Consider the following 14,821-nt stretch of genomic DNA (forward strand, 5'->3'; position numbering starts at 1 on the left):
ATAGCCATTTCTTGAAAGAGGCTTGCGTTTACTGGCAGACGGCCCGGGTGACGAAATTTTCTGTCCGGCACGCACCCTGTCCTGAAAAATATGATTTTGCCGAGCATTTCTGGGTGGATTCGATATCGACGCTCCTGCCCTCGGCGTAGCCTCTTTCCTTGCAGAGCTGGTCTGCCCCGCGCTTGCAGTCCGGCGCGCCATTGGCCGCGGGCGGACAAAGGGTGCGCCCGCTGGCCATCGTCTGGCCGGACGGGGGTGCGATCCGTTTCAAACTGTCGCTTGCATCCTTGGCGCTGGAATTCAGACCTTCGAGCGCCCGGCCCGGACTGGGCAGCGTCGACGTCAGACCCGATGCCGAGTCCTTCAGTAACTTGCCGATCTCCTCGACCAGTCCTGGATTGTTGGGTGGCGGTGCGGGAGGCTCTGGCGGAGCGGCCTGCTGCGACGGCGCGATCTGAGGCTGCGGGTGCGCCTGCTGCGACCAAGCCACCGTCGTTCCAAACACGGCTGTGAGCATGGCGATCAGGACAATGCGTCCCCGAACGTCTACAAACAAATCGCTGGAGTGATTGGACATGACTTGAGCGTAGCCCGCCTTTGCCGAGGGGAAAAGGCTTTATGTTCGGCGTGTTTCGTCACGCAAACCGCTGCCGCTTCGCTTGAAGATAATTCCTAGAATAGCCTGAACGCGACGATGAAGCCGAGCACCAGACCGCCGGCCAATATCGCGACCCAAAGACCAAGGCGCTTCTCGATGACTTCACGAATCCAGGTGCCGTAGCGATTAAGCACGATCGCGACGATGAAAAATCGGCCGCCACGCGCGATGACCGAAAAGACAATGAACAGCAGAAGGTTGTAATTGGCGAAACCGGACGTGATGGTGACCAGCTTGTAGGGGATCGGCGTCAGGCCCTTCAGCAGGATGATCCATGCGCCGTATTCGGCGTAGGACGCGCGGAACGCCTCCACCTTGTCGCCGTAGCCATAGAGATTGATCAGCCACTGTCCGACGGAATCATAAAGCAACGCGCCGATGGCGTAGCCGACAACGCCGCCTGCGACCGACGTCACCGTACAGACCAGCGCGTAAAGCCACGCCTTCTGCGGCCGCGCCAGCGACATCGGGATCAGCATGACATCCGGCGGAATCGGAAAGAACGAGCTTTCCGCGAAGGACACAGCGCCCATCAGCCAGAGGGCGTAAGGTTTATCGGCGGCGGCAATGCACCAGTCATACATTCGTTTCAGCATGGCGCGATCAACCACCGTCCAGCCGATTTGTCCATGTATGGAAATGTGTAATTTTGCGGCTAATTAGCGCCGTTTCTTGAGCCGGCCGCCCTGGAGCGCGACAATTGGTCGCCGAGCCACCTTTTCCGGGGCCGCCGCGGCGATTTTCGGCGGCGCCTTCGCGGCAGCGCGAGGCTTGTCGGCAACAGCCTTTTGCACCGGCTTGTCCGCATAGACTTTGGGCAGCTTCTCGGCGATGCCCTGGACCCGCTCACGGCGATCCATTTCGGCCCACACATCTTCCGGGCGAACACCTGCCGCCACCCAGAGAACCGACAGGTTGTAGAGCAAATCGGCGCTTTCCCGGACCACGGCGTCAGAGTCGCCATTGACGGCATCGATCACGACTTCGATGGCTTCTTCGGCAAGTTTCTTGGCCATTTTAGCTGGCCCGCGTTGAAACAGCCGTGCTGTACGCGACGTTGCCGGATCGAGATCCTTGGCCGCGATAACTGCGTGATAAAGCCGTTCTAGCGAATCACTCATTGTTCGAACCTAGATCAAAACCCTCGCCAGCGTGTTAACGCCGCCCCAACTGGCTGAAAATGCTCCAAAAAGCAATCGCCGGGATTCCTCCCGGCGAGGCCGATGACCGCAGCGCGACTGGTCCGACGCTCAGTAGTGCGGGACGGCGTAGTAGCCGCCACCGACATACGGATTGCCGCCGTAATAGGCCGGCCCACCGTAGTAACGGCCACCATAATAGGGACCACCGCCGTAATAGTAATTGTCGCGATAGTAGTCGCGGCGGCGCTGTTCGGCGACGATGGCGCCGACCGTACCCAGCGCCAGACCCATGAAAGCGGCTCCGGCAGCGTTGTTGCGATAGCTGCGGCGCACGACCCGGCGACGGGCGCGCGCGCTCAAATCGGTGGCCTCGCTGGCGTTCGCGGGCTCGGCGGACGAGGTTTTGGCGGCCGATGAAGCGAGCGGATACGCCTGAGCGACAGGCGGAACAACTAGTGTCGAAACCAGCGCGGCAGCCGTCGCCAGAACCACAGCTCGGCTGAAGCGTGAAGGCAAAGTCTTACGAACGAACATTTCAACGTCCTCACAGGCCATCCCTGGCCTGAATGACCAGTCGACGGATAACCCTTTTTATTACATTAGGTTCCCGGACCTGAATGCAAGCTGAAGGGCAAAGGGCAGAACTGCGGCAAACCCGCGCGGAAAGGGCCAAAAGGTGACGGACGCCGCCTTGTGTGCTTGTCATCATACCAACACAGCCGATGCTCAAAAGCCGCCCCACGCTTCCCAAGACCAAGTGCCGCGCATGCCCAAAAATCCGGACCGCATCCTCTATAAAATCGTCCCGCTGCTGATCGCGCTCCTGTGCGCGCCCTTCCTCGGCGCGATGCCCGGCGTGGCTGCGTCGGCCCTGCACTTTTCGTTCGACCGGCCGATCGATGGCTCGGCGGCACCATTTATCCTCGCATCCAGCAAGGGCCTGTTTCGTGCGGAAGGTCTTAACGTGACCACCGATGCCGCGACCGGATCACAGGATGCCATTGCACGCGTCGCATCCGGCAACAGCGACATGGCGCTGGCGGACATCAATGCGCTTATTCGCTATCGCGACACGGAAGGCAGCCTGCCGATCAAGGCGGTGTTCGTCGTCTACAACAAGGCGCCCTACGCAATCATCGCACGCAAGAGCCGCGGCATCGCGACCATGTCGGACATCGACGGCAAGACCATCGGCGTGGTGGACGGCGATCTCGCCGCGCGGATGTGGCCGACCATTGCACGCAAGAACGACATCAAGCTCGACAAGGTCCGGACGGAGAAAATCAGCGCCGCGGTGCGCGAACCGATGCTCTCCGCCGGTCAGGTCGACGGCGTCACCGGATTCTCGTTCCTGTCCGCGATCAATCTGCGCGACCGCGGCGTTCCGGCCAATGATCTTGCGGTGCTTCGCTTCTCCGAATTCGGCAACGAGGTCTATGGACACGCGCTCATCGTCAATCCGAAATACGCCGCCGCCAATCCGGAGGCCGTGAAAGCATTCGTGCGCGCGACGATCGCCGGCCTGCGGCTCGCGATCAAGGAGCCGGTGCGTGCCGCCGACGAGGTGGTTACGCAAATGAGCGGCGGCTCGCGCGAGCTCGAACTCGAGCGGCTGCGCGCAGTCGTTCACGACAACATCGTCACCGACGAGGTGAAGCGAAACGGGCTTGGCGGCATCGACGCCGTCCGCTTCGACATTGGCGTCGGCCAGATCGCCGATACCTACGAATTCCGCAAGCGTCCGTCGGTCAGCGACATTTTCGACGATGCGTTCCTGCCGCCGCCGAATGAGCGGAAGCTCAACTAAGCTGCGTACTTGCAGATTAAATTGAATGATAATGGCCCATCAAATTTTCTCCTATCGACAGACATTCCACCAGGTCCGGGAGCCATCGCAGGCTCGCGTTCCTGCGATAGCTTGGGCAGGCAGGCGATGATAGAGTTCACGCCGTTCAAGCTGCCCGACATGGTGCTGCATCAGTGACCGGGATCACAGCGTATGACGAGTTCCATGCGATCTCATCGATGCTGTGCCCTTGCGAAAAAGTCTCCGCTATCAGCTTCAGTTCTGGAGTCAAAAAGCAAAGGAGATCGCACAATGAACTCAAAAGAAGAGTCGAGCACGTTGTGTGGCCTGATGACGGCCCGGAAGCTAAAACAGCTATGCGGTCTATCGCTGGTGACGGCCGCGATTTTCATCGGACTTTGCCAGGCGGGTCTGGCGCAGAAGACGCCGGAAGCGCCGGGCTCGGCCCCTCCTTCCACCTTGACCGGCGACGCAGTCACGCTTTTTCAAAACGTCCGCATCTTCGACGGGAAGAACGCTGCGTTGTCCGATCCGGCGAATGTGCTGATCCGGGGCAACCAGATCGAAAGAATTTCCCGCGCGCCTATTGCGGTGGATCGCGGCGCAACCACCAGCATCATCGACGGCGGCGGCAGGACGCTGATGCCGGGCCTGATCGACGCGCATTGGCACGCGATGCTGATACGGGCGACCCCGGCGCAGGCGTTCGGTGACGTCGGCTACAACAATCTCTTGGCTGGCGACGAAGCGACCGACACCCTCATGCGCGGCTTCACCACCGTTCGCGACGTTGGCGGACCGGCGTTCGGTCTCAAGCAAGCCATCGACGAGGGCATCGTCAAGGGTCCGCGCATCTATCCGTCCGGCGCCATGATCACGATCACCAGCGGGCATGGGGATTTCCGCAAGCTCACCGATCTGCCCCGCACGATCGGCGGCATGCTCACCCGCATGGAGCTGATCGGCGGCGCTGTGATTGCGGACAGCCCTGACGAGGTCCGCGTGCGCACCCGCGAACAACTCATGCAGGGCGCCTCCCAGGTCAAATTGACGGCGGGCGGCGGCGTGTCGTCACCTTTCAGTCCGATCGACGTGACCACCTTCACCGGCCCCGAACTGCGCGCCGCAGTTGAAGCGGCCGAGAATTGGGGCACCTATGTCGCCGCGCACGCCTTTACGCCGGCCGCGATCCAGGGGGCTGTTGCGGCTGGCGTGAAATGTATCGAACATGCCACGCTGATGGACGAAGCAACCGCCAAGCTGCTTGCCGAGAAAGGAATCTGGGTGAGCATGCAGCCGCTCCCCGACGCCTTGAGGCTGGGCTTTCCGGTGGGGTCGGTCCAACGGGCCAAGGCGGATGAGATCTGGCCCGGCATAGCGAGGTCTTACGAACTGGCAAAGAAGTACAAACTCAAGACGGCGTGGGGTACCGACGTGCTGTTCTCCCGCGCGCTGGCGCAGCAACAGGGCGCCATTCTGGCCTCGCTTGTGCGCTGGTACACGCCGGCCGAAGCGTTGATCATGGCGACGTCAACAAATGCCGAACTGCTGGCGCTGTCCGGAAAACGCAATCCCTATCCGGGCAAGCTCGGCGTGGTGGAGCAAGGCGCGTTTGCCGACCTGCTGCTGGTCGACGGCAATCCGCTGGACAATATCAGCCTCGTCGCCGATCCCAAGAATTTCACGATCATCATGAAGGACGGCGTCATCTACAAAAACGCACTGGCGAAATAAAGACCAAGTAAGCATCAAAGCGAGGGCCGATTGAGTTCACATCGCGGATTGCTGTCCAGAATCCTCGGCTGGTTGATTGCTGGACTCTGGTTTCTTTGCCGCGTCGTGCTCATCGCGTGGGCTGCGCTTGCCATCTATTTTTCAAACCTGCCATGGACCGAGCTGCGCCTTGCACTGGCGGTTGCCTTTGCGGTGTTTGCGATCTGGGCCCTCTGGTTCTCGCGTCAGCGGCGCATGCCGGCGGTCTTCGGCGTGCTGTTTCTCGGCGTGGCCGCGTGGTGGATATCGATTCCGCCCTCACACGACCGCCCATGGCGGCCGGAAGTGGCAGTGATGCCGCGGGCATTCATCGACGGCGACCGCGTGCGTATCACCGGGGTGCGCAATTTCGACTACCGCAGCCGGAATGATTTCACGGAGCGCTGGGAGGAGCGCGAAGTGTGGCTGTCGCACCTGACCGCCCTCGATTTCTACGTGGCCTACTTCCACGAAGGGCCGGTCGGGCATACGTTCGTGAGCTTCATCTTCGACAATGCACCGCCGCTGAGTATCTCCATCGAGACGCGGCCGGAGGTCGGTGAGGGCTTTGCGCCCGTTGCGTCCCTGTTCAAGCAATTCGAGCTGATCTATGTGGTGGGCGAGGAGCGCGACCTCGTCGGCGTGCGCACCAACCATCGCGGCGAGCCCGTCTATCTCTATCGCCTCAACACCTCCGCCGACGATGCGCGCCGGCTGTTTATGATTTACCTGACGCGGATCAACGAACTCGCCGACCGGCCAGAGTTCTATCATCTGCTGACCAACAGCTGCACGATCAACATCGTGCGTTACGCGAATGCGGCCGGACGCGCCGGCCGGTTCGACATCCGTCATCTTTTGAACGGTCTGATCGACAGCTACCTCTACCACTCGGGCCGGGTGGATACGACGCTGCCGTTCGACGAACTGCGGCGGCGCTCCCTGATCAACGAGGCCGCCCGCGCCGCCGGTGACGCACTCGATTTCCCGAAGCGCATTCGCGCGGCCCTGCCGACGTTGTCTCGCTGACACGTCCACGGCTTTGCGAGCGCGCGGGATCACTGAGCCGCGGTTCAGATTGCAAATCAGACGCCGCCAAACTTGGACGGATCGTCGTAGGAAACCGGCTCGTCGTGGTCCCTGCGAAAACCACCCGGAGCGGTGTCGTCGCGGTAGACCCGTCCACCACGCGGAGTGACGTAGGCGGGCGCAACAGACTGACCGGAACGCGCGATGTCATGCCGCGATTTTGCGCGATGCGTTTTTGCGGCAGCGGTGGCGGACACACAGAGAGCGATCAAGAGACATAATGCCAGGCTGGTGCGCATTGCATTTTCTCCAGTCGGCTTGCCCCCGTCCTTACATGGTCCCCGCGCGTCTACGATGGGATGGTGACAACCACTTTCCCCTTGGCACGTCCGCTTTCGACGTAGCCGAGAGCGTCGGCAATCTGCGCAAATGGATACGTTTTGTCGACGATGATCTTCAGCTTTCCCTGTTCGATGAGTCCGGAAAGCAGCGAAAGATCGGCGCCGCTTGGATGCATGAACAGATAACGATAGTGCACGCGCGCACGCCGGGCCCGGGCCCGGATGCTGTAGCTCAACAGCCAGAAGATGGCGGCAAGAGTCCGGCGCCCGCCAAGATCCCTGATCGCGGTTTGCGGCTCGGGCAAAGCGGCGACGGAAACGATTGTCGCTCCCGGCTTCATGACCTTGAACATCTGGTCCAGAGTCTGGCCGCCGATCAGATCGAACCCCGCATCAAACCTTTCTTTGACGCTGGAGATGTCCTGTGACGTATAGTCGATGACCTCGTCACAGCCGAGCGAGCGCACGAGCGCTTCACCTCGCTTCGATGCTGTCGTTGTTACATTCGCGCCGAGCCATTTTGCGATCTGAATCGCAAAGGTGCCGACCCCTCCGGCCCCGCCCGAGATAAACACTTTCTGTCCCGGTTTGACGTGGAGTTCATCCCTCAGCGCCTGCAGAGCGGTCAGCCCCGCGAGGGGGACAGCCGCGGCGGATGTGAAATCCAAATTCCGGGGCATATGCGCGGCGTAATCCTCATCGACGCAAGCCTGCTCAGCAAATGCGCCGGCACTGTCCTTCGCAACCCGGGCAAACACACGATCGCCCACGCGGAACCGCGTGACCTGGCTGCCAACGGCAATCACTTCGCCCGCAAGTTCGTTGCCGAGCACGAGCGGAAGCCTTGAGCGCAGGATGACCCGCAGCATTCCTTGCCGGATCTTGAAATCCACCGGATTCAGGCCCGCAGCGCGCACCGCAATGAGAATATCGCGCGGCCCCGGCGTGGGCGCCGGGACATCCATCAACAGCGAGCCTTCAGGGCCGCCGTATTTTTTCAGAACATATGCGCGCATGTGTCTCCACCCTGAAAAGAATGTGCCATATCGCCGTTGGAACAGCGAGGCTCCATCATGGAAGGCCGATACAGGCCTTCGCCGAGGCTGCTTCCAGCCTCGGCGAATTTGTGATCACGCCGACTTCCGGCTTACTCCGCGGCTTGCGCCGTTTCCAGCGCGGGATAATCGACATAGCCCACGTTGCTGCCGCCATAGAACGTCGCGCGATTGTACGGATTGAGCGCGGCGCCAAGTTTCAGGCGGTGCGGCAGATCCGGGTTGGCGATGAAGTGCCGCCCGAAGGCAACGGCGTCGCCCTGACCGGCACGGATCGCCGCATCGGCGGACGGGCCGATGAAGCCGCCGGCGAGAATCAATGTGCCCGGCCAGAACGGACGAAGATCACTGATCGCAAGCGGTGCGCCGACTTCGCCGGCATCGGTGTTGCGGGATTCGATCAGATGCACATACGCGATGTTGAGCGTGGCAAGACGGGCCAGGACGTGGCTGTAGAGTCCGATCGGGTCCGCTTCGCCCGCATCGTTGACCACGCCGAAAGGCGACAACCGGACGCCGACGCGATCTGCGCCCCAGATCTCGACCAGCGCCGTCATCACTTCCATCAGCAGACGGGTACGATTTTCGACCGAACCGCCGTACGCATCTGTGCGCTGATTGGTCTTGCTGTGAAGAAACTGCTCGATCAGATAACCGTTGGCGCCGTGCAGTTCGACACCGTCGAAGCCGGCGGCCAGCGCGTTGCGCGCGCCTTCACGATAAGCCTCAATGATCGCCGGAATTTCTCCGGTGTCGAGCGCCCGCGGCGTCTCGAACGGCACCATCTCGAATGACGGCGTGAAGGCCTTGCCTGCCGGCGCAATCGCCGACGGCGCGACCGGCTGCACGCCGCCGGGCTGGAAGCTTGGATGGGAAATGCGGCCGGTGTGCCAGAGTTGCAGGAAGATGATGCCGCCCTTGGCGTGCACCGCGTCGGTGATCTTCTTCCATCCCGCGATCTGTTCGGCGGAATGGACACCCGGCGTTGCCGGATAGCCCTGCCCGTAAGGCGTGACCTGTGAGGCTTCGGCAATAATCAATCCGCCGGACGATGCACGCTGCGAATAGTACTCGACGGCAAGATCTGTCGGCGTATTGCCGGTCGAGCGCATGCGCGTGAGCGGCGCCATTACGACGCGATGCGCGAGTGTGTAGCGGCCAAGCTTGAGCGGGGCGAACAGGTGCGCGGAACTCATGGATTATCCCTCGGGGTTGAGAACGGGTAGAAGCCGCCTGGCATCCGCCGTTTTGGTTTAATTTTGAAACCGGATGACAACATGATGCAAATGGTTTAAGTTTGCAACCAGTATTTGGATTGGGCCGCCCGGCGGGCCGCAGACAAGGAATGCAGTGAAAGGCAAACGCACCAGCCTTGACGGCACAGCCTGCGCCATTGCGCGGTCGCTCGGCGTGATCGGCGACTGGTGGTCGCTCCTGATCATCCGCGATGCGCTGGCTGGAAAGCGGCGCTTCGGTGAGTTTCAGAAAAGCCTCGGGACGGCGAAAAACATCCTGTCTGCCCGGCTGCAAAAACTTGTCGAGCATGGAATCCTTGCCACCGCTCCGGCGTCGGACGGCACCGCCTACAAGGAATATGTCCTCACCCGGAAGGGAAAGAAGCTTTACGTCGTCCTGATTGCGCTGTGGCAATGGGGCGAGGAATTCTGCTTCGCGCCGGGCGAACTCACCCACGACATGGTCGACAAGGATACGCAGAAGCCGTTTCTCCCGCTCGAACTCAAGGCGCGGGATGGCCGCGTGATCGGACCGGCGGATATGCGGGCCTTGCCGCGCCCGGCTCCGAAGCAGCAGCGCAGGGCTTCATCAAGCTGAGTGACGGATGCGAAGGTCTACTGCTTCTGAAGTTTTGTGATCGTCTTCATTCCACCGGTGTCGATCACTGAATACGTGACCTTGTCACCTGCATGCACGGCATCCAGCGACGCGCGATCCTGCGCCTTGAACTCTTCCGCGGCGCCGCCGGTATTCGCTCCGACGGTCCCGCTTTGCTCCTGTTGAATCGCGATCGTGCCCTTGGTCCGGTCGATTTTCGTCACCAGTCCGGTGAGACCTTGCTGGGCCCAAGCTGCCGCGCTGATCGTGGCGAGGATCACCGTCCCGGCCACAGCGATGTTTGCGAGTTTCATGGCGGTCTCCGGTTTTGGGGTATGCCGGACAAACCCTGGTAGCCCGATTGGTTCCTCGGAAAGACAATGCACCTGCACTCGCCGTGGAGATTTCGGCGATGCGTTTCTGCGGCTTTCATCGCCGTGAACTGCGCCCGTTGAGAAGCGGGCGCCTCACTGGATAGCCTTGCCGTCCGGCGGCGCTATCCGCCCTGCTCGCGACCTAAGTCCGCGTCGGCCAGTGCCGCTCGCGGAACCAGGCGCGATAGTCCGACGACATCTTCGCGCGCTGCGCCTGCGGCGCATGCCGCTTGCACGTCGAAGCCTCATCGGTGTTGTCCCGCGCCGCCCACCGCAGTTCGGCGCAGTCGTTCGGATTGTAGGCCATCTCGAAATCCGTCATCCGGTCGAGGACGTCCTTCAACGACAGCGTCCATGGCGAACCGTCGCTGCGGGTATAGGTGATTTTTCGCGAGGCGAGTTCGGAGGCGAGCACGCCCTGCAACTCGCCTTTCACGGACTCGATGCTTTTGCCGGCCGGCACCGCGTAACGCGCCGCCCGCCGCGCGAAGCGATCCGGAAATCCGCGCACCACATCGATCGCAATCAGCAGACGGAAATCGCGAGCCGGCGTGGAGTAATCCTCCCAGGCTCCCGTGGTCTGGAAGATCGAGGGGCCGTTCGGCATCGCGATCTCGCCGGGTTTCTTCTCCTGATACTTTCGTCCGTTTTCCACCGAGGTGACGCGCGTCTTCACCTGCTCGTGAAGGCTTGCGATGGCGTCCGACATCGCCTTCACGGGATCGAGCGGATCGGGCGACATCACGTCATCCATGCGATCGTAAAAGTCCTCGACCTTCATCTGCGACGGATCGAGTGAGAAATCTCCGTAGTTCGGATTTTTGGCGATCTCGGCATTGGCCAGCCGCCGCAACGGGCCGTTCCTGTCGCGCACGATCGGCCGGAAGCGTTTGAAGCCCGAACTGCCAAGCGCAGGATCGTGGACGAACAGAAAATTGCCGCGCCAGAACCGCTTTCGGGTGATCGAGCCATCAGGCTCGGCGTCGACGGCGAGGAAGACGCCGGGCTTGCCATCAACCTCCGGCTCACGATGCACCAGCATCAGCACATGCCCGTAGGGGTCGGCGTAGACCGTACCCGGCCGCAGCGCGTGCTCCGTCAGCGCCACAGTGTAGAAGTCGGTATTGTCGTCGGCACCTGCCACACGCACCGCGCCGGTGTGAACGACGTCGCCGACATCCTTGAGATATTCGCCGAACGTCGCCGGGCGCTTCGGCGCCGGCGGCGTGACAGGCAGTGGCACCGGCATTTCGACGGGCTGTGCTCCGGCGAACAAACTCCGAGGCGTCGGCGCGGCCGGTGTCGCTGGCGCAGCCGATGCGCTGTCCGGTTCGGGCGGCGGCGGCGGACGCGTCACCTCGGGATGCTCGATATCGAACCACTGATAGCACTTGGGCGGCTTGCCGCCAGTGCCGCGCGAGCAGTTCGAATAGCCGAACGGCAGACCCATTTTGTAAGCGAAATAGGCGCGCAGGAAATAGACGAAGTCGGCGCAGTCGGGGCGAAGGCCAGAGCGCGCATTGTCCTCGCCGCGGCCGAGATGATTGAACAGGAAGTTGCGCGACCGGTCGTGCAGCACTTCATGCCACACCTTCCAGGACAGATCCTGGTCCGGCGGTGCGTCGAACAGTTTTTCGATCCAGGCAGCGAACAGTGTTTCCGTGGTGCTGTTCCAGCCGCCGCGCACCTGCCAGAAGCTCGCCGCGGTCACCGGCACAGGCGCAGGTTTCTTTGCGCTCACGGCGATGTCGCGCGTGATGGTGCGGCATTCCGCCGGGCCATCGTTCAGCGCCAACGTCGCGTGCCAGGTGCCCGCAGCCGGTGCGGCAATCTCGGCGAGCCAGAAGTACGGCGAGCCGCCGTGCCGGTCGGATGACTTCGCCGCCACGCGTCCATCAGGCGCGGTCAGCGAGAACACGCCCTTGAGCGGCTTCTCGGTGACGACCATGACCCGCAGCGGTGCGCCCGTCCAGGGCGCAAGCGGCGAAGGCAGAACCGTCAACTCGGCGGAGTCCTTGCAGATGCCGGCTGGCGCCTGGGCCTGCGATTCCATTGTCGAGAGGAGCAAGAAGAAACCGGCGATCAGCAACCATGCCGTCGCGGCAACAGCAAACCGACATGCGAGACGCATTGGAGTTGACCCCGCTGAACGCCCCCGTACTGCATTCCCCCGAGGGCGAATGAGAGGATACGAATAAGCGGGGCATGAGTCAGCCGATTTGTCGGCTATTTTGCGATGGTTCCCCCACGCTCTCGACCGATCGCGAGGGCGACATCGTCAGTCGGGCACGCCGGGTCCGACACTCAATCGGTCAACTGACCGATTCCATTTTCCCGCGCACCAGTTCCACTTCACTGATTGGCGCTGCCGCAGGCACGTCGTTCGTCTTGCGGCTCCATACGATCATGAGCGCGCAGACAACATAGAAGCAGGCGCCGAGGGCATATGTCCTGGCGATGCCGAATTCGATCGACAGGGCCATGCCCAGCACCGACGCAAACATCGATGTGATCCCGTTGGCGCTCCAGAAGAAAGGAAGCAGCTCGGAGTGACGCCGCCAGATGCTGAGTCCGAGCGGGAACATCATTCCCATGCAGAACGCCGGAGGCGCCAGCAGCAGCACCGACAGCAGAATGCGCGTCTCGGTTGCTTCGGATCGCGCCCACGTGGTGAGCCACGGGGTCAACAGCCCCGCGACGACGAGCGTTGTCAGCAGGGCAACAATCCGCACGGCAACCGACACCGGCCGGGGAGCCTGCGCGCCGACCGTGGCGCTGCCGATCCCGCCAAAGAGAAGAATCGTGAAGAGCACGACGCTCAGCCCGTAAACAGGATGTCCGAGGAAAACCATCAGCCGCTGCATCTGGGAGATTTCGATCAGCATGAAACCCATGCCGATCGCACAGAAGTACACCACCGGCGGCGCCAGTTCCGAAAACGGCATCTTCCGCGCGAGAGGGACGAGAGGGCCGACGACATAGTACGCGCAGGCGCACAGCGTCAGGACGATGAGCAGCAGCGTCGTGCGGATCGCGGCATTGTTGTTCGCGATAGCCGTCGCGGGTTTGGCGGCAAAATCGCCGAAGCGGGCTGTAAAGAAAAAGAACGGATTATCGTCCGTCGAAGGCGTGATGTTTTCCGGCAGCGACGCAAAGTAAGCGGCGTCGGCCGTGCCGGACATCAGCTTCGACGCAACGGCGTCGAACGTGACATCGGGACCCAGCAGGATCTTGAAGCCCTGCGCGGTAAGCCTCTCGCGCGCGCCCTGCCACTGCGCATCGGTCAGCGCATCTGGCCGGGTAATCACAGTGACGATGTTATCGACATTCAGCGCGATCACATGGCGCGACAGCTCGGCTGCGGGCACGCCTTTGCGCTGGAGCGCGCTCGATGCGATGGCCAGCAGGCGATAGAACTCGGCGCGGTGCGTGTTCGGATCGTACCATCGCGACACCGACAACATCCCGCCGGGATTCAAAGCCCGATAGAAATCATCCCATGCCTCAACGGTATAGAGGCGGTTTTCCGTGAGCGTCAGGCCGCCGGCAGCCGTCGCGGCCCAGGTGTCGATCAGCGAAATCTGGACGAGGTCGTATCGATCGGAAGAATGGTTGATGTAGCTGCGGGCTTCGGCGTTGACCAGCGACACACCTTGCAGGCGATCGAGATGGCCGGAGAAATCCGCGAATTTATCGGTCAGGACTTCAAATATCGCGGGATTGATCTCGATGCCGGAGATGCGCTTTGCGCCGAAATAGAGTCCGGACAGGATATCGCGGCCGCCGCCGACGCCAACGACAGCCACGCTGGCCTGCGGCTGCACCAGATAGGCGGCGTTGATGACATCGTCCTTGAGGTAGGACAGCTTGCTGATATCGCCGTCGAACCGGGTGATGACCGTGCCGGCGTCGGCATCGATATCCAGACGCTTCTGCTCAATCCTGGTTGTCTGCGTATGCGCAAAACCCCAGCCGAACGGAACGGATTCGCCAAGCTCAGTGACGCGCACCCGCGAGTAAGTGTTCCAGCGCTCAAACAGCGTGCCCATCTGCTCGACCCCCTTGGCCCAGACGACGCCAAGATGACCTTTGCCGGAAACGCTAAACCCGGTGTGCGCAGTCGCTGCGAGCGCGAGCATAAGTGCAACAGCGCCGCTCAGGCGCAGGGTACGCAGGTCGCCGCTGTTCCGCACTACCATCCAGCCCGCGCCGGCCGCGAAGGCGCCGATCCACAGTGTGGCGCTCACAGGATCGACAACGAGCAAGACGAAGATAACCCCGAGGCAACCCAGCGCCGCGCCCAACAGGTCGGCCGCATAAAGCCATCCCCCGCCATACGGCAAACGCGTCAGCAACAGCGTGATGCACACGCCGCTTTCGGTAAACGGAAGAACGAACGTCAGCGTCGCAATGGCCAGAACGACCGGCACATAGTCCACAGGCGTGATGAGCGGCAGGCACAGGAAGACGATCATGGTGCCGACGCCGGTGATGGCGAACCACGAGGCGTGGCGCGCGAATTCCACGCCAACCCGCTCGGGCGCATAGCGCTCCGGCTTGCCGTAGACCTCCATCGCTCCGCGCGTCAGCCCAAACATGGCTAATGAAATCGCAGCAAATGCGAAGTGATAGTACAGCATGACGCTGAAGAAGCGGGTGATCAGGATCTGGTAGGACAGGGTGGCAGAGGCCAATACGAAAATTGCGAAATAATAACGGCTCGGGATCCTGGAAATTGCTTGCAAGGCACTGCCCCTCAATAACGTTTTCAACCCATATGAACGGCAAACCCGCTCGCGATCAGGCTGAATGAAACCCCCTAACATCCCG

14 protein-coding genes are annotated in these 14,821 nt (G+C 61.8%); 4 read left to right on the forward strand and 10 right to left on the reverse strand.

Features of this window, described 5'->3' with window-relative positions; genetic code table 11:
* Nucleotides 1–28: 28 nt before the first annotated feature.
* From HMPREF9695_RS19745 to HMPREF9695_RS19760, 4 genes are all read right to left on the reverse strand, one after another.
* The gene (locus HMPREF9695_RS19745; protein WP_006022665.1) at nucleotides 29–577 is read right to left on the reverse strand and encodes a hypothetical protein; all 549 of its coding nucleotides are present in this window, start codon (nucleotides 575–577) and stop codon (nucleotides 29–31) included.
* 95 nt (nucleotides 578–672) lie between these two features.
* A complete protein-coding gene (locus tag HMPREF9695_RS19750) occupies nucleotides 673–1,254 on the reverse strand; it encodes a YqaA family protein (RefSeq protein WP_006022666.1) in 582 nt (193 codons plus the stop codon).
* 63 nt (nucleotides 1,255–1,317) lie between these two features.
* On the reverse strand, nucleotides 1,318–1,779 hold the full coding sequence (gene hisE / locus HMPREF9695_RS19755; protein WP_006022667.1) for a phosphoribosyl-ATP diphosphatase: 462 nt from the start codon (nucleotides 1,777–1,779) through the stop codon (nucleotides 1,318–1,320).
* 129 nt (nucleotides 1,780–1,908) lie between these two features.
* Complete coding sequence (locus HMPREF9695_RS19760; protein ID WP_006022668.1) at nucleotides 1,909–2,334, reverse strand: hypothetical protein; 426 nt, start codon at nucleotides 2,332–2,334, stop codon at nucleotides 1,909–1,911.
* A gap of 232 nt (nucleotides 2,335–2,566) precedes the next feature.
* On the opposite strand from HMPREF9695_RS19760, the gene HMPREF9695_RS19765 reads away from it, so the two are divergent.
* From HMPREF9695_RS19765 to HMPREF9695_RS19775, 3 genes are all read left to right on the forward strand, one after another.
* On the forward strand, nucleotides 2,567–3,607 hold the full coding sequence (locus tag HMPREF9695_RS19765; protein WP_006022669.1) for an ABC transporter substrate-binding protein: 1,041 nt from the start codon (nucleotides 2,567–2,569) through the stop codon (nucleotides 3,605–3,607).
* A 291-nt stretch (nucleotides 3,608–3,898) separates the two neighbouring features.
* Nucleotides 3,899–5,341, forward strand: coding sequence for a metal-dependent hydrolase family protein (locus tag HMPREF9695_RS19770; protein ID WP_006022670.1), 1,443 nt, complete (start codon nucleotides 3,899–3,901; stop codon nucleotides 5,339–5,341).
* A gap of 192 nt (nucleotides 5,342–5,533) precedes the next feature.
* Entirely contained in the window at nucleotides 5,534–6,388 is an 855-nt protein-coding gene (locus HMPREF9695_RS19775) for an Lnb N-terminal periplasmic domain-containing protein (RefSeq protein WP_245258797.1), read from the forward strand.
* Nucleotides 6,389–6,444: 56 nt separating this feature from the next.
* Here HMPREF9695_RS19775 and HMPREF9695_RS19780 read toward each other — a convergent pair whose 3' ends face one another.
* The 3 genes from HMPREF9695_RS19780 to HMPREF9695_RS19790 form a co-directional block, all read right to left on the reverse strand.
* The gene (locus HMPREF9695_RS19780) at nucleotides 6,445–6,687 is read right to left on the reverse strand and encodes a hypothetical protein (protein WP_006022672.1); all 243 of its coding nucleotides are present in this window, start codon (nucleotides 6,685–6,687) and stop codon (nucleotides 6,445–6,447) included.
* A gap of 50 nt (nucleotides 6,688–6,737) precedes the next feature.
* Complete coding sequence (locus HMPREF9695_RS19785; protein WP_006022673.1) at nucleotides 6,738–7,745, reverse strand: NADP-dependent oxidoreductase; 1,008 nt, start codon at nucleotides 7,743–7,745, stop codon at nucleotides 6,738–6,740.
* A 131-nt stretch (nucleotides 7,746–7,876) separates the two neighbouring features.
* Nucleotides 7,877–8,980 (reverse strand): alkene reductase, encoded by a 1,104-nt coding sequence (locus HMPREF9695_RS19790; RefSeq protein ID WP_006022674.1) that lies wholly within the window; start codon nucleotides 8,978–8,980, stop codon nucleotides 7,877–7,879.
* A gap of 154 nt (nucleotides 8,981–9,134) precedes the next feature.
* Here HMPREF9695_RS19790 and HMPREF9695_RS19795 point away from each other — a divergent pair, with 154 nt between their 5' ends.
* On the forward strand, nucleotides 9,135–9,617 hold the full coding sequence (locus HMPREF9695_RS19795) for a winged helix-turn-helix transcriptional regulator (protein WP_006022675.1): 483 nt from the start codon (nucleotides 9,135–9,137) through the stop codon (nucleotides 9,615–9,617).
* A gap of 17 nt (nucleotides 9,618–9,634) precedes the next feature.
* On the opposite strand, the gene HMPREF9695_RS19800 is transcribed toward HMPREF9695_RS19795, so the two are convergent.
* The 3 genes from HMPREF9695_RS19800 to HMPREF9695_RS19810 form a co-directional block, all read right to left on the reverse strand.
* Nucleotides 9,635–9,931: a copper-binding protein gene (locus HMPREF9695_RS19800; protein WP_006022676.1), complete on the reverse strand. Its 297-nt coding sequence runs from the start codon at nucleotides 9,929–9,931 to the stop codon at nucleotides 9,635–9,637.
* 202 nt (nucleotides 9,932–10,133) lie between these two features.
* The gene (locus HMPREF9695_RS19805; RefSeq protein ID WP_006022677.1) at nucleotides 10,134–12,122 is read right to left on the reverse strand and encodes a hypothetical protein; all 1,989 of its coding nucleotides are present in this window, start codon (nucleotides 12,120–12,122) and stop codon (nucleotides 10,134–10,136) included.
* Between the two features lie 181 nt (nucleotides 12,123–12,303).
* Nucleotides 12,304–14,685: a spermidine synthase family protein gene (locus HMPREF9695_RS19810; protein WP_245258799.1), complete on the reverse strand. Its 2,382-nt coding sequence runs from the start codon at nucleotides 14,683–14,685 to the stop codon at nucleotides 12,304–12,306.
* Between the last annotated feature and the right edge of the window lie 136 nt (nucleotides 14,686–14,821).

Origin of the sequence: Afipia broomeae ATCC 49717 (genome assembly GCF_000314675.2) — a bacterium.
Taxonomy (GTDB): Bacteria; Pseudomonadota; Alphaproteobacteria; order Rhizobiales; family Xanthobacteraceae; genus Afipia; species Afipia broomeae.